The organism is Psychrobacter phenylpyruvicus DSM 7000 = NBRC 102152 (assembly GCF_000685805.1).
Classification (GTDB): Bacteria; Pseudomonadota; Gammaproteobacteria; order Pseudomonadales; family Moraxellaceae; genus Psychrobacter; species Psychrobacter phenylpyruvicus.
The window spans coordinates 1-19,666 of the sequence record NZ_JMKP01000041.1 but is presented as its reverse complement, the minus strand read 5'-3'; the positions used below and the strand labels follow the sequence as shown (position 1 = coordinate 19,666).

At 42.5% G+C, this 19,666-nt stretch carries 17 protein-coding genes and 1 pseudogene; 7 read left to right on the top strand and 11 right to left on the bottom strand.

Annotation, left to right across the window (positions count from 1 at the left end):
* Positions 1–113, bottom strand: a pseudogene (locus tag G561_RS15395) (IS982 family transposase); the annotation flags it as partial.
* Between the two features lie 243 nt (positions 114–356).
* Here G561_RS15395 and G561_RS0111960 point away from each other — a divergent pair.
* A complete protein-coding gene (locus G561_RS0111960; protein WP_028859773.1) occupies positions 357–1,910 on the top strand; it encodes a porin family protein in 1,554 nt (517 codons plus the stop codon).
* Positions 1,911–2,001: 91 nt separating this feature from the next.
* Here G561_RS0111960 and putP read toward each other — a convergent pair whose 3' ends face one another.
* Together putP and G561_RS0111950 are read right to left on the bottom strand one after the other, a co-directional pair.
* Positions 2,002–3,498, bottom strand: a complete 1,497-nt coding sequence (putP, locus tag G561_RS0111955; RefSeq protein WP_028859772.1) for a sodium/proline symporter PutP — start codon at positions 3,496–3,498, stop codon at positions 2,002–2,004.
* A gap of 459 nt (positions 3,499–3,957) precedes the next feature.
* On the bottom strand, positions 3,958–4,830 hold the full coding sequence (locus G561_RS0111950; protein ID WP_028859771.1) for a LysR family transcriptional regulator: 873 nt from the start codon (positions 4,828–4,830) through the stop codon (positions 3,958–3,960).
* Between the two features lie 348 nt (positions 4,831–5,178).
* On the opposite strand from G561_RS0111950, the gene leuC reads away from it, so the two are divergent.
* From leuC to G561_RS0111930, 4 genes are all read left to right on the top strand, one after another.
* Positions 5,179–6,615, top strand: a complete 1,437-nt coding sequence (gene leuC / locus G561_RS0111945) for a 3-isopropylmalate dehydratase large subunit (protein ID WP_028859770.1) — start codon at positions 5,179–5,181, stop codon at positions 6,613–6,615.
* A 45-nt stretch (positions 6,616–6,660) separates the two neighbouring features.
* A complete protein-coding gene (leuD, locus tag G561_RS0111940; protein WP_028859769.1) occupies positions 6,661–7,311 on the top strand; it encodes a 3-isopropylmalate dehydratase small subunit in 651 nt (216 codons plus the stop codon).
* A gap of 92 nt (positions 7,312–7,403) precedes the next feature.
* The gene (gene leuB, locus G561_RS0111935; RefSeq protein ID WP_028859768.1) at positions 7,404–8,507 is read left to right on the top strand and encodes a 3-isopropylmalate dehydrogenase; all 1,104 of its coding nucleotides are present in this window, start codon (positions 7,404–7,406) and stop codon (positions 8,505–8,507) included.
* A 349-nt stretch (positions 8,508–8,856) separates the two neighbouring features.
* On the top strand, positions 8,857–10,077 hold the full coding sequence (locus G561_RS0111930) for a L,D-transpeptidase family protein (RefSeq protein ID WP_037032398.1): 1,221 nt from the start codon (positions 8,857–8,859) through the stop codon (positions 10,075–10,077).
* Positions 10,078–10,299: 222 nt separating this feature from the next.
* Here the strand turns inward: G561_RS0111930 and infA are convergent, their stop codons facing one another.
* The 3 genes from infA to G561_RS0111915 all read right to left on the bottom strand — a co-directional run bounded on the left by infA (position 10,300) and on the right by G561_RS0111915 (position 12,832).
* Positions 10,300–10,524: a translation initiation factor IF-1 gene (gene infA, locus G561_RS0111925; protein WP_011961149.1), complete on the bottom strand. Its 225-nt coding sequence runs from the start codon at positions 10,522–10,524 to the stop codon at positions 10,300–10,302.
* A gap of 162 nt (positions 10,525–10,686) precedes the next feature.
* Entirely contained in the window at positions 10,687–11,559 is an 873-nt protein-coding gene (truA, locus tag G561_RS0111920; RefSeq protein WP_227674063.1) for a tRNA pseudouridine(38-40) synthase TruA, read from the bottom strand.
* 166 nt (positions 11,560–11,725) lie between these two features.
* Positions 11,726–12,832 (bottom strand): asparaginase, encoded by a 1,107-nt coding sequence (locus tag G561_RS0111915; RefSeq protein ID WP_081794471.1) that lies wholly within the window; start codon positions 12,830–12,832, stop codon positions 11,726–11,728.
* A gap of 290 nt (positions 12,833–13,122) precedes the next feature.
* Between G561_RS0111915 and tgt the strand changes: the two genes are divergently transcribed.
* Both tgt and G561_RS0111905 read left to right on the top strand, forming a co-directional pair.
* A complete protein-coding gene (gene tgt / locus G561_RS0111910) occupies positions 13,123–14,274 on the top strand; it encodes a tRNA guanosine(34) transglycosylase Tgt (RefSeq protein ID WP_028859764.1) in 1,152 nt (383 codons plus the stop codon).
* A 203-nt stretch (positions 14,275–14,477) separates the two neighbouring features.
* Positions 14,478–15,506, top strand: coding sequence for a hypothetical protein (locus G561_RS0111905; protein WP_147286693.1), 1,029 nt, complete (start codon positions 14,478–14,480; stop codon positions 15,504–15,506).
* A gap of 105 nt (positions 15,507–15,611) precedes the next feature.
* Here G561_RS0111905 and G561_RS0111900 read toward each other — a convergent pair whose 3' ends face one another.
* From G561_RS0111900 to G561_RS0111880, 5 genes are all read right to left on the bottom strand, one after another.
* A complete protein-coding gene (locus G561_RS0111900; RefSeq protein ID WP_028859762.1) occupies positions 15,612–16,094 on the bottom strand; it encodes a GAF domain-containing protein in 483 nt (160 codons plus the stop codon).
* Between the two features lie 65 nt (positions 16,095–16,159).
* A complete protein-coding gene (gene queA / locus G561_RS0111895) occupies positions 16,160–17,341 on the bottom strand; it encodes a tRNA preQ1(34) S-adenosylmethionine ribosyltransferase-isomerase QueA (RefSeq protein ID WP_028859761.1) in 1,182 nt (393 codons plus the stop codon).
* A 153-nt stretch (positions 17,342–17,494) separates the two neighbouring features.
* Positions 17,495–18,604: a DNA polymerase IV gene (gene dinB / locus G561_RS0111890; RefSeq protein ID WP_037032397.1), complete on the bottom strand. Its 1,110-nt coding sequence runs from the start codon at positions 18,602–18,604 to the stop codon at positions 17,495–17,497.
* Positions 18,605–18,794: 190 nt separating this feature from the next.
* Entirely contained in the window at positions 18,795–19,304 is a 510-nt protein-coding gene (locus G561_RS0111885) for a PepSY domain-containing protein (protein WP_028859759.1), read from the bottom strand.
* 88 nt (positions 19,305–19,392) lie between these two features.
* The coding region (locus G561_RS0111880) for an IS5 family transposase (RefSeq protein WP_028859758.1) at positions 19,393–19,666 on the bottom strand (274 nt) is incomplete at its 5' end.

The following is a 19,666-nucleotide window of genomic DNA, read 5'->3' as shown; positions in this document are numbered from 1 at the left end:
GTATCGCTAAGTTTAGGCGCAAATCCGCCTCTTCTTAACGGTTTTTGAACGACTAAGTTGTAATATTGCTCTACCATCAGATAGATATTAATGATAAATTCGTCAAGTGGCATCTCATTGTCCTTGGTCTTCTTGGTCGAAAACTTTAAGGATAGTGAGGTGTCATTTTTTTTCAACCCCTAAAAGTGTTGAGAGTGGGGTATATTATCGTATTTATAAGATACGTAAATGTCTGTGTGTTTTTTAGTTATTATCACTTAGTAATGCTAAGTTATAACTCTACTAAAAGTACTATAGATATTTAAAGTATGAAAAATACTGATAATAGGATTTCAGTACCTCGGTTAAGGACAACTATGATATACCCCCATCTTTTAAAAACCCTCACCACCTCTGCTGTTTTATTTACTGCGGCTTATGCCCCCTTAATTTATGCAGCAGATGATCCACAACCTTTAGATGATAATGATAGATATGCAGCAGAAAAAGAGACCGCTGATAAGCTTCTAGAACTTCAACGAGAAGATATAAATGTGAGTAAAGCTGCACCAACTGCTAATTTATCTACGTCTGAAACACAAAATGCACTAAACGAAAGAGGGCAGAGATCAAAATCTCAGCGCTATAACCTTGAAGCACTTAAAGCCGATCCAATAGCTTTTACTAAGTTCTTGAATGCTGCTTTGGCTGCTCAAGATATGGTCACAGTCAAAGAACTGTTACCTCATTACAAAGCACTCAATGTAAATGATCCGCTGTTGATTAAGTTCGCTGATGCTCTAGTGTATCGAAGTGAAGGGCAGCATAAGAAAGCCATTGCTATCTACAAAGATATGTTGGCAGACAACCCAGACTTCCACCCTGTGCGCCTTAATCTGGCTCAAGCTTTATATGCAGACAAACAATACAGTGTGGCTCATGACCAGCTGCAAAAGCTACGTGGTGCCGATATTCCAGAGCCAGTTATGGTCAATGTCGAGCGTTTAATTCAGCGTATTGATGAGCAGGAACAGTGGCGATTTAATGCATCAGTACGATATGTATATGATGATAATTTAAATGATGTTCCTGATGTTATGCCTAATGGTTACAGGGCTCCTAAAGAGGAGGGTAAAGGGATTCAAGTATCAGGCAGTGCCAATAAACGTTTTAATTTAGATAAAAACTTTTATGCCGAAGTAGGGGGCAACGCAACCCTAAAAGGCTACTGGGATAATAGTGAATACAATGACTACCTGCTTACAGCTTCAGCAGGTGTGGGTTATGATGATGCCAAAAATGACGTTTCAATCAGCCCTTTTGTAACCAAGCGTTTTTATAGTGAGGATCCTTATAGCTTGCGTAAAGGTGTTAATATCAGTGGCTCTCGCTGGGTAAAACCCAAGCTCAAATTGACTGCTAGTAGCATGTATTCAAACGAAACGTTCGATGATGAAAGAAATAAAGCAAGAGAGACAGATGCACTATTTCTAGGATTGAATGCTTTATATATTAAAGATGCCAAAGAATACTTTTACGGCGGTATAGGTAGGTATAATAATGACGTACCAGAACGAAGCTTCTTAACCTATGATAGAAACTCAGTTAACGTAGGTTGGGGACGAGAATGGACCCAAGGAATATCGACCATAGCCTCATTGAACTATGGGGTTAAAAAATATGATAATCCTGCAGGGGACTTTTATGGTGAGGGTTTAAATTTCTTTTATAATACTTACGGCGGTGAGCCTGGTTCAAGCCGTGAAGATAAGACAACTTCGTTGGGCTTACAAGTATGGAAGCGTGATTTAACGGTATTGGGTCTAACCCCTCGTCTAGTATTTGATTACGAGAAGACTTCAAGTAACTTCAAATATTATGATGATCGTGATGACAAGACAGCCACTATATTACTGACTAAATCGTTTTAATTAAGTTGATAAATAGATAGTTTGAACCATAAAAAACCTCGCACTGGATGCGAGGTTTTTGCTTTTAGCACAGTTTATTTATAAGCCGTTATTAAAGATTGGTTTCCATCTCTTCAAATTTCGCTTTGATATGAGCACTTGGCTCAGGTGTTGCAAGACTGCCCACAACGATAGCGATTGAGCTTAAGATAAATCCTGGAATAATAGCGTATAACCAGTCATTTAATGGAACGCCTGCTGAAGTCTCAAAGCCGCCGTATATCCAGACAATAACGGTTAAGGCACCGACAATCATACCCGCTAAGGCACCATTACGGTTCATGCGCTTCCACATCAAGCTAATAACCACTAGTGGTCCAAAGGCTGCACCGAAGCCTGCCCAAGCATTAGATACTAGTGCTAATACTGAGCTATCAGGGTCAGACGCTAAGAAAATAGCAACCACTGCCACCAATACTACCGAGATACGGCCAACCATTACTTGACGCGTTTCTGAAGCTTCTCTATCAAAGAATAACTTATATACATCACGAGTAAGCGAGCTTGATACCACCAATAGCTGTGATGAAATGGTACTCATAATAGCCGCTAAAATCGCTGCTAATAAGAAGCCGGAAACTAAGGGATGGAATAAGAAGTTAGTGAATACTAAGAAAATGGTTTCTGGATCATCTAAGGTCATGGCTGTTTTTTGGACATAAGCACGACCAGCAAAACCTGTCATTAAAGCACCGATCAAGCTGACAATCATCCAGCTCATACCAATTCTACGCGCAGTTGGTACGTCCTTGACAGAGCGAATCGCCATAAAGCGTACGATAATATGAGGCTGACCAAAATACCCTAGGCCCCACGCCAGTAACGATAAAATACCAAAGAAGGTCATGCCACTAAAGATATTTAGCATTTCTGGGTCAATATTGCGAATAGCATTAGATGTTGCACCTACGCCGCCTAAATCTGTAAAGGCAACCAAAGGCACAATAATCATTGCTAATAGCATAATAATACCTTGCACAAAGTCAGTGGTTGATACCGCAAGGAAACCACCGAATAAGGTATAAATAACGACAACGCCTGCAGTAACCCAAAGACCTGAGCTGTAAGACATACCTAACGCACTATCAAATAACTTACCACCGCCAGCTAAACTTGCTGCGGTATATACGGTAAAGAATAAGATAATAACGATGGCTGAAATAACACGTAATAAATGTGACTTATCCTCAAAACGGTTGGCGAAATAGTCAGGAAGAGTAATCGCATTATCTGCAATCTCGGTATAGACACGAAGTCTTGGCGCTACCAATAGGTAGTTGGCAAAGGCACCGATAGTTAAACCCAAGGCAATCCAAATACTGACCACACCAGAGCTGTACATATAACCTGGAAGCCCAAGTAATAGCCAACCTGACATATCAGAAGCACCGGCTGACAAAGCGGCAACCCCTGGGCTCAAGTTACGACCCCCTAGCATATACCCTGCAGAGTCATTATCGGCCTTAAAGTAAGCCCAGATGCCGATTCCAATCATTAATAAGAAATATAGAGCGAGCGATATGAGCACCCCAGTTTCAATTCCATTCATAACATAATCCTTATGTAATATATATTTTTTGAATATAAAAAGACCATTATGTGTCTTGTATCATAATGGTCCTTTTACAAAAACTAAAAGAGTATAAAAAGAAGTTAAACCATTGTTGTTTTGTATACCCCAAGCAAGCCAAACATAGGCCTTAATCAGCAGAGTATTTACATGACTAACGCATTGGTTACACGCTATTAACTTTTGGCAACATACATGCATTATAGAGTAAAAAATTAATGATTACGAATGCAATTAAAATTAGAAACCTAATAGAAACTCATTAGAAATTTAGTAAGGTGATTTAGATAGGACTTTAAACTAGAAATGTAATGGCTATAAAAAGGCACATAAGGAGGAGAAATAAAAAATGCTTTGACTGCATTAACAGTCAAAGCATTAAGATTAGTACAAAATCATTAGAGTTAATATAAATATCAAATAAATATCCAAAAGGATTTATTCAATAGGCGTTAGCATCTGCATTAAAGCATCGACACTGGCAGAACGGGTTAAGCTTGGATTAATGACCACGCCTAGGTAGCGCTGAAGCTCCAAGTTTTCGGCCATATCAATGGTAGCCAGCTCATGATTGATTAAAGTTTGTGGCAACACTGACCAACCTAGCCCCACAGAGACTAACATGCGGATAGACTCAAGTGGGTTGGTGGTCATGGTGGCGTATGGCTTTAAGTTTTGTTTGGCAAATTCAGCCAAAGTAATTTGACTGGTAAAGGTGTTGGCAGCAGGCAAGATAGCTGAATAGTGCGCTAATTGTTCTAAGGTTACATTTGATTTTTTTGCCAAAGGGGACAAAGTGCCGGTCACGAAGAATAGTGGATCTGACCACAGCGTGTGATAGGTTAAACGCTTGTCATAGACTGGTGGCAAGGTCAAAAATGCCAATGATAACTCACCATCCAATACTGCCTTGTGCGCAGCTTCCGAGTCTACAAAGTGCACTTCTAGCTGTACAGAAGGGTAGGTCTGGATAAACTGCTTCAATACAGGTGGTAAGTGGTGTAGTCCAATGTGATGACTGGTACCAATTACTAATTTGCCAGATATGGTCTGCTGTGAGTTTTGGATATTAATCTTAAAGTTATCGTAATCATCCAACCAACGCTTCGCGTGTGGCAATAATTCGTTAGCAGCAGCAGTAGGCACAATACCACGCCCTAGCGTATCAAATAGAGTCACCTTAAATTCATCTTCAAGATTTTTTATGCGCTTACTGACAGCAGGCTGAGTAATAAAAAGTTTTTCAGCCGCTCCTGAAATACTGCCCGTTTGCATTACAGTGATGAAGGTAGTCAAGTTTGTGGTATTCATGGTTAGCCTAAAACTATCAAAAAAAGAATGGATTTTATTAGTATAATATAAAGTTTGCTATATGATAAAAATCATCAATTATTATTATATAACTTAGCTGTTATAATCTCAATACGTAAGGTGAGTTAAGCAAATATTATTATATATAATATCGACTGCTAAAATAGCTTAAATATTTCAAATATATTAAATACCTTAATTATAGCAGTGCTAAAGGTAAATATAGTTTTTAATTAAAATATCCCTTAACTACCTTAACTAATCGTCTTAACTACTAATTAACTGTTACTTTCTTTAATTACTTTTATTGATACCTACAAACATTATAAGCCAGCAAGGAAGTATTCCATGTCAGCAACACAATCAAATACCGCAAAAACATTATATGACAAACTATGGGATGCCCATTTAGTAAGTCAACGCGATGATGGCTCAAGCCTAATTTATATTGATCGTCATTTATTGCATGAAGTAACTAGCCCCCAAGCATTTGAAGGTTTGGCATTAGCCAATCGTGAGCCTTGGCGCTTATCTGCAAATATCGCTACCCCAGACCACAACGTACCCACAGTACGTAAAGAGCGTTTGGAGGGGGTGAGCGGTATTAAAGATGAAGTCTCACGTCTACAGGTCAAAACCTTAGATGATAACTGTGCCAAATTCAACATTGCTGAGTTCACCATTAATGATGTGCGTCAAGGCATCGTCCATGTGGTTGGCCCTGAGCAGGGTCTGGTGTTGCCAGGCATGACTGTGGTGTGTGGTGATTCTCATACCGCAACTCATGGTGCTTTAGGCTGCTTGGCACATGGTATTGGTACTTCAGAAGTTGAGCATGTACTAGCGACGCAGTGTTTGGTACAAAAGAAATCCAAAAACATGCTGATTCGAGTCGATGGTGAGCTTGGCGAAGGCGTCACTGCCAAAGATGTGGTGTTGGCCATCATTGCTAAGATTGGTACTGCAGGCGGTACGGGTTATGCCATCGAGTTTGCCGGTGAGGTTTTTGAAAATATGAGCATGGAAGGCCGTATGACTGTGTGTAATATGGCCATTGAAGCCGGTGCTCGTGTGGGTATGGTCGCAGTTGATGATACTACCATTGAGTATGTCAAAGGTCGCCCTTATGCCCCAACAGGGGAGCAGTGGGATCAAGCGGTTGCCTACTGGAATACACTACATTCAGACGAAGGCGCTCATTTTGATGCCATTATTGAATTAAATGGTAGTGAAATTGCTCCTCAAGTGTCTTGGGGTACGTCACCTGAGATGGTTGTGGATGTGACCCAAAGCGTACCAACTTTGGACCAAGCCAAAGATGAAGTCCAAAAAGAAGCTTGGAGCCGGGCTTACGAATACATGGGATTAGAGCAAGGCCAACCTATTACAGAGATTAAGCTTGATCGTATTTTTATCGGTTCTTGTACCAACTCACGTATCGAAGATTTACGCTCAGCAGCGTCAGTGATTAAAGGACGCAAAGTTGCGGATAATGTTAAAGAAGCCATCGTAGTAGCCGGCTCAGGACAAGTGAAGCAGCAAGCTGAAGAGGAAGGACTAGATAAGCTATTTATTGAGGCAGGTTTTGAATGGCGTGAGCCGGGCTGCTCAATGTGCTTGGCAATGAACGCTGATAAATTGCAGCCTAAAGAGCACTGTGCCTCTACCTCAAACCGTAACTTTGAAGGACGTCAGGGGAATGGTGGTCGTACTCACTTAGTCAGTCCAGCTATGGCTGCGGCCGCTGCTTTGGCCGGTCACTTTGTGGATGTACGCAGCTTCTAAGCTGTCTCAGAAGTTTAAATCACACCCTATTTAAAGGAATACACCATGCAAGCTTATAACACTCAAACCGGCATCGTCTGCCCACTAGACCGCTCAAACGTGGATACCGATCAGATTATTCCAAAGCAGTTTTTAAAATCTATTAAGCGCACAGGCTTTGGCGTGAATCTATTTGATGACTGGCGTTATTTAGATGAAGGGTTCCCGGGTCAAGACCATTCAAAGCGCCCAATTAACCCAGATTTTGTGTTGAATAAACCGCGTTATCAAGGTGCTACTATTCTATTGGCGCGAGACAACTTCGGTTGTGGGTCAAGCCGTGAGCATGCGCCTTGGGCCTTGTCAGAGTACGGCTTTCGTACGGTGATTGCCCCAAGTTTTGCTGATATTTTTTATAATAACTGCTTCAAAAACGGCATGTTGCCGATAGTATTGCCTGAAGAGCAAGTAGACGAGCTGTTTGAAGCCTGTTTTGCCAATGAAGGCTATGAGCTAACCGCAGATTTAGAGCGTCAGGTGGTGGTGACCCCTGAAGGCAAAGAGTTCCCGTTTGAAGTAGATGAGTTTCGTAAGCATTGCTTGTTAAACGGTTTAGACGATATCGGTCTGACGTTACAACAGCAAGATGCTATTGAAGCTTATGAAGCAAAAATGAAGCAAAAGACACCTTGGGTATTTAATGAAGTTAAAGCATAAGCCCAGCATCGTTTTTATGACTAAGCCTGTCAGTTGACTCATCAATTAACGGGCAATCAAGATTTTGGAACCATTATTTAGGAACATAGCATATGGCAACCGTATTAACTCTAGCAGGGGATGGCATTGGTCCGGAGATTATGACTCAGGCCGTTGCAGTATTAAAAGCAGTTAATGAAAAGTTCGATCTGGGTCTGACTTTAGAAGAAGGGGACTTAGGCGGTGCGGCTATCGATAGAGCAGGGGTGCCTTTACCCGAGGACACGCTAAAAAAAGCACGAGCAGCAGATGCGGTATTATTGGGCGCGGTAGGCGGTCCTAAGTGGGATGGTATTGAGCGTAGCATTCGTCCCGAGCGGGGTCTGTTAAAAATCCGCAGTGAGCTGGGTTTATTTGCTAACTTACGGGTGGCTAAACTGTATCCACAACTGGCCAATGCTTCAAGCTTAAAACCAGAAATCATCTCAGGGCTAGATCTGCTAATCGTACGTGAGCTGACGGGCGGTATTTATTTTGGTGAGCCTCGCGGTATCCGTACGCTAGATAATGGTGAGCAGCAAGGCTACAACACCATGGTCTATAAGACTTCTGAAATTGAGCGTATTGGTAAAGTGGCGTTTGAATTGGCCAAAGTACGTGCCAAAGCCAATGGTACAGCTGCTAAAATTTGTTCAGTGGATAAGGCCAACGTTCTGGAAGTAACTGAGCTTTGGAAGCAGACCATGATTAAGCTGCAACAGAGTGAGTATCCAGAGGTTGAGCTAAGCCATATGTATGCTGACAACGCTTGTATGCAGTTGGTGCGTGATCCTAAGCAGTTTGATGTGATGGTAACCGGCAATATGTTTGGCGATATTTTATCAGATGAAGCGGCGATGTTGACCGGTTCCATTGGTATGCTACCTTCTGCAAGCTTAGATGAAAATGGTAAAGGCATGTATGAGCCGTGCCACGGTAGTGCGCCAGATATCGCAGGTCAGGACAAGGCTAACCCTTTAGCGACTATCTTGTCAGTGGCGATGATGCTGCGTTATACCTTCAAGCATGAAGCATCAGCGGCAGCTATTGAGCAAGCGGTCAGTGAAGTGTTAGACGATGGTCTACGCACTGGTGACATTATGGACAGTGATGAGACAGGCTTGACCCTAGTAGGCTGTAAGCAGATGGGTGAAGCAGTATTGGCAAAGCTTGGCTAAATGCTAGTATTACTATAAAGTAGTAACTAATAAAAAACCCGAATCTTATGGTTCGGGTTTTTTATTGTTTCAAAGTTTTTATTATTTTAAAAAACAAAAATATAGCTAAACGTTTAGGCTTTAACTTTATAGTAATAGCCGTCAATCGACTTATTGGAGGGGCTATAAACCACTGTTAATAGAGCTTGAGAAAGGGCTGATAAGAGGTCGGATATATACATAATTTTGCATAACATAACCAATACTGGGTTAACCTAAAGGCTTATAGCTAGTATAGTTATAGTTAAATATTATAATCAGCACAACAATCAGAATATAATAATAGTAACAATAAATTTACGGAGATTTCATGCTTAACAAATTCTCAAACAGCGCTACTTCTAATAGCGCGACTTGTTTATCAAAAACCCCCTCAAAAGCGGCTGTTACCTTAAAACAGTTAACCGTAGCGGTTTCTGCCAGTTTGGCTCTCAGTCTATCCTACGCCGAAGAGGTCAATGGCGCAGAGCAAGCTACCCAAGACGTACAGCCTCAGAGTGTCGAAACCACAACGCAAAAGGCCAATGCTCAACAAGCTAATTCAGCCCAGTTGGTCAATGTTGAACAAGAAGATGAAAATGATGAAGCCCTAGAAGCGGATTCAACTCAAGCTCAAGTCAAACCGCAAGCTAAATCACAATCGGACTCTGAGTTATCAGCGATAGCTCAGCAAGTGAATGACAGTGAATGGCAGCCAGGGGTGAAGATGACTCAAGCTGTGGGCACAAAAGTGCAAGCGTTATTGAACTGGCATCATCATGGTGTGGGCGCAGTAGATGGTTGGTGGGGGAAAAATACCCAAAAAGCGATGCAAGCTTTTCAAAAAGCCAAAGGTTTACCTGTGACTGATAGTCTAGATCAGAAGACGTGGGATGCTTTACGAAGTGGGGATGTGGCCAATAAGCCAGTATTAATCAGCTATACCTTGACTGACTCTGATGTCAATATTAAGACCACAACCATTCCACAAGGAGTTGAAGCTAAATCCAAATTAGAAGGCTTATATTATGAAAGTGTGGCTGAAGCTATGGCCGAAAAGTTCCATATGAGTATCAACTACTTAAAGCAGCTCAACCCCAATGCTACTTTCACAGAAGGTGAGACGCTTACCGTCTATAACCCTGGCAAAGCCAACAAGACTGCGATAACTCGTGTGGTGGCGGATAAAAATAGCCAAACATTATTCGCTTATGATAAAAACAATAAGCTAGTTGCCAGTTATCCAACCACGGTAGGCAGTACGGCTACTCCTTCACCGACAGGGACTCATAAGGTGCAGACCAAAGTAAGTGACCCTAACTATACTCATACCGATGCGGATGGTAATCAGACCATTTTACCGCCAGGTCCAAACAATCCAGTGGGCCGAGTGTGGATTGGTTTAACCAAACCTTCTTATGGTATCCACGGCTCACCTGATCCTGAGCGCATCAGTCGTCAAGCTTCAGCGGGTTGTATCCGTTTGACCAACTGGGATGCTATGGCCTTATTAAATACCATTGATAATAATGCCACTGTTGAAATCAAATAACAGTAAAAAGTAATAAAAAGTGTAGTAGAGACCTGCCTTAATTCAATATTAGCGTTAGGGCAGGTTTTAACAACAAATGAAGTTTAAGCATAAAAACAACAAATAGCTAAAAATACAGAAACGCAAAAAACCGCTAGTCCTTATTGGGTAGCGGTTTTTTTATGACTACTTAAGTTTAACTACAGCAGTCTAGGGTAAACCTAGTTATAGCTTATTGAGCTATTAGGTCTTACCACGGTATGTAATACGACCTTTGGTTAAGTCGTATGGAGTCATTTCCACTTTAACCTTATCACCGGTTAAAATACGAATGTAGTGCTTGCGCATCTTACCTGAAATATGGGCAATAATCTCGTGTCCATTTTCAAGGCGCACTTTGAAAAGTGTGTTTGGAAGGGTGTCAATGACTTCACCTTCAAATTCAATAATGTCGTCTTTTTTTGCCATAATTATTTGGGTTAACCCGTTCAAAAAGAATTGTAGGCAGTTATTATACGCAAATCCTAATCATTAAGCAAATTTTAAGGACTAATGTCTTGATAAAATGGCTTTAATTTGCTAGATAGCTGTAATTCGCCAGACGGCTTTAATTTAATAGTCAGTTACGATTTATTGCGCTAAATTCAACCATTGTGGTGCCAAGGGAAGCGTTGGGAGCAATTGCTGATACGGTTCAGGGTAATAGGCATTGATAAAATATAGCCCATCCGGTGCAGCGGTAGGCGGGGCAATGGTGCGGTCTTTTGCTTCTAAAATACGTAGATAGTCTTCTGGCTGAAGCTCACCTGTGCCAATGGCAAACAAAGTGCCCATAAGGTTTCGCACCATATGATGCAAAAAGCCATCCGCTTGAATGTCAAATACGATGAATTGGCCGTGCTGAAACAGGTTGGCGTGATGAATATTACGGACGGGCTGCTTGGATTGACAAGCAGCTGCTCGAAAGCTACTAAAGTCATGAGTGCCAACAATGTACTCAGCGGTCTGCTGCATCAAGGCTAAATTTAGGGGCTCATGAATATGAGTGACCAGATGGTTGAGCATGGCCGGACGTTGCGGCTGATTTAAGGTGATATAGCGATAGCGACGAGCGATGGCACCGAAGCGAGCATGAAACTCATCGGGCATCGGCTGTATCCAACGAATAGCGATATCATCTGGTAACAAGCTGTTGGCACCGCGTAGCCAGTTGTAAATACCGCGCTTGGCACTGGTCTTGAAATGAGCCAACATATTACCCCCATGCACGCCGGCATCGGTCCGACCTGCTGCCACAACCTCGATGGGCTCATTAGCAATTTTGCTGAGCGTCTCTTCTACCACCTGCTGCACACACAATACTTCTTGCTGTCGTTGCCAACCACGATAATTTGCTCCATTAAATTCGATACCGAGGGCATAGGTCTGTAACGGGCTAACAGTTTGGATAGCTTGAGGAGGCAGAGTAGTAACACTATCAGAAGCTTCGATATTGGAGGTCATGAATTCAGCCAAAGTTGCGGTATTAAAAGTTTCGATATTAATACGGTATTAATAGTAGTAAGACTCAATCAGCGAGCAACTTCTAAACGAGGCGGTACCACCCACTGAAGGTCTTTTTATAAGGTCTCATTATAAGGACTTATTGTCCTTGATTGAAATGGACTGCTTATAGTTTGTTGACACTATAACTCCAACGTTGACGACGACGAGCAGGGGTGTCAAATGCTAAGTGGAGCCATAGTAGGCGGGCATAGACTGCGGGCACGGTCAATCGGCCAGCAGAAAGGACATGATGCTGGTACTGCCAGCTGCCAGCAGCATAAGCTTCACTTACCCCGCCATAAGGGCATTGAGTGGTACAAACCACGATATGACCGTGCTTATAAAGCTTATCTAAGCTTTGTGCCAGCTGCTCACTAAAAGGGATGTTACCAGCTCCAAAGCCCATAAATATGATGCCAGTAGGGGGCAGCTCAAGCAGTGCTGTCAATTGTGAGCTTAACCATTCGCCGCTATTAGGGACACAGTAGATAGTTGGAATGACAGCGTTTTTGGCCTGAGTGGTAATTCTGGCTAGCTTTGCTTGTGAGTCTTCTATCCAGTTTTTACGGCGGGCTGCGGGCAAAGATTGAACATAACTATTGGCAGGGTAGCCTGCACGAGCGTGGCCAGTAAAGGCCATTAAATCGTGGCTGTGAATTTTTTGCACAGTTTGTGCCGGCCAAGATTCACCAGCGAAGGTCACAAATACACCTGCTTCTCCGTGGGCGGCTAAACCTATAGCTTCCGATAGATTATCCCAAGCATCGCTATTAGGGTCTATGCTGTAGTTGTGAATATCATTGGCATCAAATAAAGGACGCATGCTCGCCGTAAGCACTAATGACAGATCAGAACCAGCAAAGGCTTCTGCCAAAAATGAGCCTAGGTAGCTGAGGGTATCCGTGCCGGTTATCAGCACAAAATGACGATAGCCTTGGGTGTAGCGACTTAAAATTAATTGATAAAAGTGACTGAAATCTGCAGGTGACAATTGGCTGCTGTCTTTTACACAACTGTTTTCTAGCACCTCTATATTGCTAGTGAGGTTTTGTTTGACCTTATCCATTAAAAGAGGCAAGAAGGTTGCTGCTGGCAAAGCAGACAAAGGCTTGCCATAACTGCCAAAGGTGCCACCGGCATAGATAAGTTGTACTTTATTTGAAGTGGCTTGATCAGAAGTGGCTGGATTAAGGGTGTGGCCGGCTGGCTCGTCGGTTTTTTTTGTTGTCATAATAAAAGTCTACCAATGGCTTTGAGTGTTAGGTTTTTTTGGTCTAATAAAGAGACCTAACAATAGGGCATCTCGCTTTTATAGCAAAGTAAACAGGGGATTACTAGCAAATTTTGCAATTAGCTAAGCTCCGTTTGCCAATTGTGCCCCGTTGATTTGACGGCAATGGTATAATTGCCGATATTCATGCACATATATTCTAATAAGTAGTCTTTCGCTTATTTTAATGCTTATTTTTGCACTTTTTACCAATATTCTTCATTTTGAATCTATAACTCTGAGTTAATGCTATGCAATTTACCCTACACAAAACTGCCGTCGGCGAATCACGGGCGCGCCGAGGCACCGTCAAGCTTACCCATGGCGAGATTAGAACCCCAGCCTTTATGCCGGTCGGTACTTATGGCACGGTGAAAGGCATGTTGCCCCGTGATATTGAAAACATTGGTGCTGATATTATTCTTGGTAATACCTTTCACCTATGGCTGCGCCCTGGTACTGAAGTGATTGATAAATTTGGTGGTTTACATCAGTTTATGAACTGGAATAAGCCTATTTTGACTGATTCAGGCGGATTCCAAGTATTTAGTCTGGGGGCGATGCGCAAAATTACCGAAGAAGGCGTGGCCTTTAAGTCGCCTATTGATGGCGCCAAAGTATTTTTGTCGCCTGAGAAATCGATGCAAATTCAGTACTCTTTAAACTCAGACATCGTAATGCAGTTTGATGAATGTACCCCGTATCCAGCCACTTATTCTGAAGCACAAAAGTCGCTTGAGCTGTCACTACGCTGGGGTCAACGCTGTGTCGATGAGCATAATAAATTAGGCAATACCAACGCCTTATTTGGCATTGTTCAGGGCAGTATGTACGAAGACCTACGTCGTCAATCGATGGAAGGCCTGTTACAGATTGGATTTGATGGTTATGCCATTGGCGGTCTATCAGTAGGCGAACCCAAAGAGGAGATGATCAGCGTCTTAAATTACATGCCTGAGCTGATGCCGGCAGATAAGCCGCGCTATCTAATGGGCGTAGGCAAGCCAGAAGATATCTTGGAGGCAGTGCGCCGCGGTGTGGATATGTTTGACTGCGTAATGCCAACCCGTAACGCTCGTAACGGTCATTACTTCGTGACCGGTAATGAGGAAAACCAAGGCATTGTGCGTATTCGTAACAGTCAATATCGTGAAGATATGGGGCCACTAGATCCAGAATGTGATTGCTACTGCTGTCAAAACTTCAGCCGTGCTTATTTGTATCATCTGAACAAATGTAAAGAGATGCTAGGCGCACAGTTAGCAACTATTCATAACCTGCGTTATTATCAGCGTCTAATGCAGGGCATCCGTGATGCCATTGATAACGATACTTTTGATGAGTTTGTGGCAGATTTTTATCACAAGCGTGGTCAGGATGTGCCGTCTTTAGAGCTTGAGTGATAAAGTAACCAGGTAGCTGTCTTAATTAAAAAGCAGAGTCAAACGGCTCTGCTTTTTTTGTACTTATTTTGCTAAAAGCCTCTTATATTAAAACCTAGTATTAATTAATATATATCAGAGCGGCTAAGCAAAACTGATATACAATGAGTGCCGTATTAGAACTATATAAGGACATAACCGTGATCTATTCAAGCTGCCCCCAAGTGACATCAATACGTCTTTTTTCTCAATCTTTTGTGCTGTCATTGTTTACCGCTATATCTCTAGTCAGTGTACAGCAAGCTTCTGCCAGCTCATACCAACAAGTCTATGATGTGGTGTTTCATGAGGGACTGCAGCCTGAGGTTACAGCGGATAATATTGACTCTGAGATTCAGCAAGAGTTGGCGGTTTATCAATCTGGACGATTACCAATGTATCAAGTGACTGCAAGCAAGTTCAATAAAGCGCTCAGAGAGCAACTGGCCACTCGTTCTGAACAAACTCTAAATGATAAGGTAGATTATTACCACCGGTTAGATAAATTGGTACACAGTAATGGTATCTGTATGGCAGGTACTTGGCAGATAACTGAAGCGGGCAAAAACAGCGAAGGTCAAGCTTATACTGGTATTTTTGCTAAAGATGCCCAGTCCTTATTTATTGGGCGTTTATCGGTGGCCTTGTCTGACACCAAACAAGGCGAGTATCAAGCATTTGGAATGGCCGGCAAGATATTCGGCACTAACAATCCTAAGCAAAACGTCACTACCGAGAGCTTTTTCGTCGCTGATGTATTAACGGGAGCAAAACGTGACAGCGTTTATGAGGCACCCATGACCAATAAGCCAAAGGTAGGCTTTCGCTTTGGTGTACTAAGCTTGGGATTAAAGGTGGGCCCTATATTTTCTAAGGCCGACAAAAACGCGGGGATGCGGCCGGTGACAGGTATTGCAAAAATGGGTCTGACTACTGATGCCAAGGTAGTCTCGCCAAAATACATGATGCTGTCTCCGATTAAGCCAGCAGGTTATCAGCTCAGTCCTGGTATCGATTTCCGTCAGGAATTTATGTTGAAGCCCGAAGAGACTGCAAAAGGGGTGACAAGGGATTTTGAAATATATGTCTCGGATACAGCCACTAAGCCAGAAGATTCAGGTTGGCAGCATATTGGTTATATTAAAGCTGATAAAACAGCGGTGACTTATGGCTGTGATCGTCAATTACACTTTGCTCATCCTAAGGTGTCTTAATTTTGCTGAAATAAAAAAAGCAGAGGCAATTGGCTCTGCTTTTTTTTGGTTAATTAAACACAGTATTAAAATAAGGTCGTTCTAAATAAATCCAGTTAAACAAAGCTATTTAAGTAGTTCAACCAATTGCTGAAGATACTTTCCATCGACCTCATCAAACCTCGCTAATTCATCTGAATCAATATCCAATACAGCGATAATCTCATCAGCTTCATTTCTCACCGGCACCACAATCTCTGACTGCGATAAAGCAGAGCAGGCAATATGATTGGGATGCGCATTGACGTCATCAACAATTTGGGTTGTACCAGTTGCCCAAACCTCACCACACACGCCTTTTCCATGATTGATGCGAGTACAAGCTAATGGGCCTTGAAACGGGCCTAAGACCAGCTGATTGGACCCAGTGTTGACCCGATAAAAGCCAATCCAAAACCAATTAAAGCTGTCTTTTAACAGCGCCGTTAGATTGGCCATATTGGCGATTAAGTCGCTCTCACTATTTACGATGGCTTCGGCTTGCTTGATTAAAAGCTCATATTTTTCAGACTTATTAGCAGAAGCATCAATTGGGGTTATGGCGTGCATAAGATTTTCTCTGTATCTATTTATTTATGATATTAGGACAAAAGCTCTTCGTAAAAGAATAGGAGTTATGAGTCGCTTCGCTCAAGTAGCATGGCATCCCCATAGCTGAAGAAGCGATATTTTTCAGCGACAGCATGTTGATAAGCCTGCTCAATGTTTCTCTTACCAGCAAAGGCTGAGACCAACATGAGTAAAGTGGATTTTGGCAAATGAAAGTTGGTCAGTAGCTTATCGATCACCCCAAATTTAAATCCTGGATAGATAAAAATATCGGTATCGCCTGACCACGCAGCAACCTGACCTTGGTCATCGGCGGTCTTTTGATAAGCAGTCTCAAGCACACGGGTTACTGTGGTGCCAATGGCAATCACTTTATTACCGTTTTTATGGGTCTGATTAATCAAATCAGCAGTGGCTTGTGGTAAGTTGGCATATTCGCTGTGCATGGTGTGATTCAATAAATTATCGGTCTTCACAGGAGCGAAAGTACCGGCGCCCACGTGCAAAGTCACATAAGCGGTGTTAATACCTTTATCAGCTAATTGTTGTAATACTTTATCATCAAAGTGCAGGCTGGCTGTCGGCGCAGCCACGCTGGCAAGTTTGGCGGGATCGTGAAACACGGTTTGATAACGAATATTATCGGTCTCGTCAGCATGACGTTCAAAATAGGGTGGAATAGGCAGCTCACCATACTGCTCTAAGTCTGGCAGGATAGGATTTTTGAAGCTTAAAATAAATAGGTTTTCATGACGGCCAATCATCACACATTCAATATTACCGTTGGCTAATAACAAAGTCTGCCCAAGTTTTGGAGCTTTGCTAGCACGGACATGACACAGTGCCACATTGTCATGAACTTTCCCGTCTTCATCGGTGGTGAATTCGATATCATCAGTGAGTCTTTCAACTAACACCTCTACTTTACCGCCAGTGTCTTTTTGCCCAAACAAGCGGGCTTTCATCACCTTGGTATCATTAAACACAATCAAGTCGCCTGTTTCTAAAAGCTCAGGCAACTCTGCAAACTGTCTGTCTTGAACTTCAGTTGTATCACCCTGTTGAGCCGGCAAGTACATCAAGCGTGAAGCACTGCGCTCAGCCAGTGGATAACGGGCGATATACTCATCGGGCAACTCATAATCATAATCAGCAACACTTAAATAGCCTTCTGTATGGGCGTTGTCGCTAGTCATGTTTTTTGAGTTGTCATTTTGGTTTTGGTTTTGAGTGATAGGCTGAGTCATAAGAAGTCTTTTATCGTGTCAAAATAAGAAGAGGGTTTGCCATAAGCCAAGGCTGTCAGCAATGCGGTGTAGTTTAACAGAAATGCGAGTTTTTTGAGTTGGGTTTTCAGTCAAATTAGCTTACTGTTACAGGCTATAAGTTGTCGTTTGGGTTTACAAACCAAACAAATCAGGCTGAGTGTTAAGCTCATCTAAGCTAGTGAGATTGGAGTAGGTAACCCCGACCAAGCGGATGGGCAAATGACGCGGCGCCTCAGCAAGCAGCTTCTCCAGCCAGTAATGTGCAGACTCGGCAGTGGGGAACGGCGTATGCAAGGTGTGTGAGCGGGTTATCTGAGTAAAGTCGGCATATTTTATCTTGAGAGTGATGGTATGGCCAAGTCGTCCCTTTTTGGACAGTTGCTCAAAGGCATCTGCGTTTTGCTCAAATATTTGTATCAGCAGACTTTCAGTATCACTCAAGTTATCGCGAAAGGTGGTTTCTGAGCCTACCGATTTATGTTTTCGCTCTGCTTTAACGGGGCGCGTGTCGTTACCGTGAGCAATTTCAGAATAAAAGCGCCCCCGTTTGCCAAATTCAAATTCTAAGGTATCCACCGGTGTTGCACGCAAGTCTGCGCCAGTATAAATGCCCATTTCATGTAGACGCTTAGCAGTGGCCTTGCCGATACCATGAAAGCGCTCGATGGGTAGGGTGGCAATAAAGGCCTCAGCCTGCTCTGGGGTAATCACCGCAATGCCGTTGGGTTTATTAATGTCAGAAGCAATCTTTGCCAGCATTTTATTGAATGATACCCCAGCAGACGATCGCAGCTGAGTTTGCTCATAAATCTCTGCGCGTAACCAATTGGCCATCAAGGTGGCAGAGCCGTGATGCTCCTTAATTCCAGTGACATCGAGATAGGCCTCATCCAGGGATAACGGCTCAACCAAGTCGGTTAGGCTGAGCATGATTTGGCGGATTTGGTGGCTGACTTGCCGATACACCTCAAATCTCGGCCGTACAAAAATGGCTTCTGGGCATCGACGCTTGGCTTCATAACAAGACATTGCCGAGCGTACCCCAAATTTGCGAATCTCATAACTGGCAGCAGCCACCACACCACGGCCACTAGGATCACCGCCCACGACCAAAGGCTTCCCTCTAAGTTCGGGAAAGTCACGTTGCTCAACACTGGCATAAAAAGCATCCATATCCAGATGGATGATTTTGCGTTGCGGCTGCACAGTGGACTCAAGGGAGGAAGAAGTTAAATGACTCATATCCATATTATATAGGATTATCTCGGTTTGGCGGACTAGTGCTGACTTGTTTCAATTAGTAGCAAATGCTGTCTGGCAATAAGTCCATAAAAAACCACCTTATACAGAGCATAGACTGTATAAGGTGGCGGTAGTATTTCCGATTTAGTTAGCTATAATCTATTAAATTGTGAAGCCAACGATCAGTTAATTAGTCACGTTTGGTCTGGATAACACGGCCAGTATTGGCATCAATTATTACTTCATATTTTTGACCATTATTAACTGTTTTTACTTCATATACTGCGGTGCCTTTTTTGATATCGAATTCAGCATCTACTACTTGGCCATTACCACTGTTAGCAGCGATTTGCATTGCTTTGACTATATCAACTTTTGCTGTATTAAGGGCCTGATATTTAGCGGTATCTTTGGCTTTAATACGTTCTTGCTTTTGGCTATTGATTGCGCCAGTGCGAGAGTCAATTTTGACTTCATATTTGGTGTCAGTAGTGGCCAACTCTACTTCGTATTCAGAGTCATCTCTATCAAAGTCGACACTTTTAACTTTGCCTTGTGCTTTTTGTTTGGCGATGGCAATGGCTTGGTTTACATCAACTTGGCTTTGCACGACAGCTGCTTGAGTTGGTGCTGCGAAGCTTGGAGCCACTGCGCCAAAAGTTAATAACACTGAGGTAGCTAATACGGATAAAGTTTTCATAAATCATTCCCTTTATAATTTGAGTTTTAAGCTAAGAAATATCGTTCGGTAAATTTTAATACTTTATTTATTTTTCTAGGGCGTGTCCTCAATTTAACCTACAGTGAATAATAGTACAAGCTAGGTAAAGCATAGATTTAAAATTGCGTGCTAGCTTTTCATAGCGTGTTGCTATACTGCGAAAATGCTTTAATCGAGCGAACATATTTTCAACTAGATGGCGTAATTTATAAAGGTAACTGTCAAACTCTGGGTTAGGTTGTTTCGTATTTTTTCTTCTAGGAATAACCGCTCTCATGCCATGTTCTATCGCTTTATCTCTGATTTTCTGCGAATCGTATCCTTTATCAGCTATAAAATAT

Coding starts and splice junctions, on each gene's coding strand:
- G561_RS0111930 (WP_037032398.1), top strand. CDS start 8,857: ATGCTTAACAAATTCTCAAACAGCGCTACTTCTAATAGCGCGACTTGT.
- infA (WP_011961149.1), bottom strand. CDS start 10,524: ATGGCAAAAAAAGACGACATTATTGAATTTGAAGGTGAAGTCATTGAC.
- G561_RS0111950 (WP_028859771.1), bottom strand. CDS start 4,830: ATGAATACCACAAACTTGACTACCTTCATCACTGTAATGCAAACGGGC.
- putP (WP_028859772.1), bottom strand. CDS start 3,498: ATGAATGGAATTGAAACTGGGGTGCTCATATCGCTCGCTCTATATTTC.
- G561_RS0111885 (WP_028859759.1), bottom strand. CDS start 19,304: ATGAAAACTTTATCCGTATTAGCTACCTCAGTGTTATTAACTTTTGGC.
- dinB (WP_037032397.1), bottom strand. CDS start 18,604: ATGAGTCATTTAACTTCTTCCTCCCTTGAGTCCACTGTGCAGCCGCAA.
- G561_RS0111960 (WP_028859773.1), top strand. CDS start 357: ATGATATACCCCCATCTTTTAAAAACCCTCACCACCTCTGCTGTTTTA.
- G561_RS0111915 (WP_081794471.1), bottom strand. CDS start 12,832: ATGACAACAAAAAAAACCGACGAGCCAGCCGGCCACACCCTTAATCCA.
- truA (WP_227674063.1), bottom strand. CDS start 11,559: ATGACCTCCAATATCGAAGCTTCTGATAGTGTTACTACTCTGCCTCCT.
- G561_RS0111900 (WP_028859762.1), bottom strand. CDS start 16,094: ATGCACGCCATAACCCCAATTGATGCTTCTGCTAATAAGTCTGAAAAA.
- leuC (WP_028859770.1), top strand. CDS start 5,179: ATGTCAGCAACACAATCAAATACCGCAAAAACATTATATGACAAACTA.
- leuD (WP_028859769.1), top strand. CDS start 6,661: ATGCAAGCTTATAACACTCAAACCGGCATCGTCTGCCCACTAGACCGC.
- leuB (WP_028859768.1), top strand. CDS start 7,404: ATGGCAACCGTATTAACTCTAGCAGGGGATGGCATTGGTCCGGAGATT.
- queA (WP_028859761.1), bottom strand. CDS start 17,341: ATGACTCAGCCTATCACTCAAAACCAAAACCAAAATGACAACTCAAAA.
- tgt (WP_028859764.1), top strand. CDS start 13,123: ATGCAATTTACCCTACACAAAACTGCCGTCGGCGAATCACGGGCGCGC.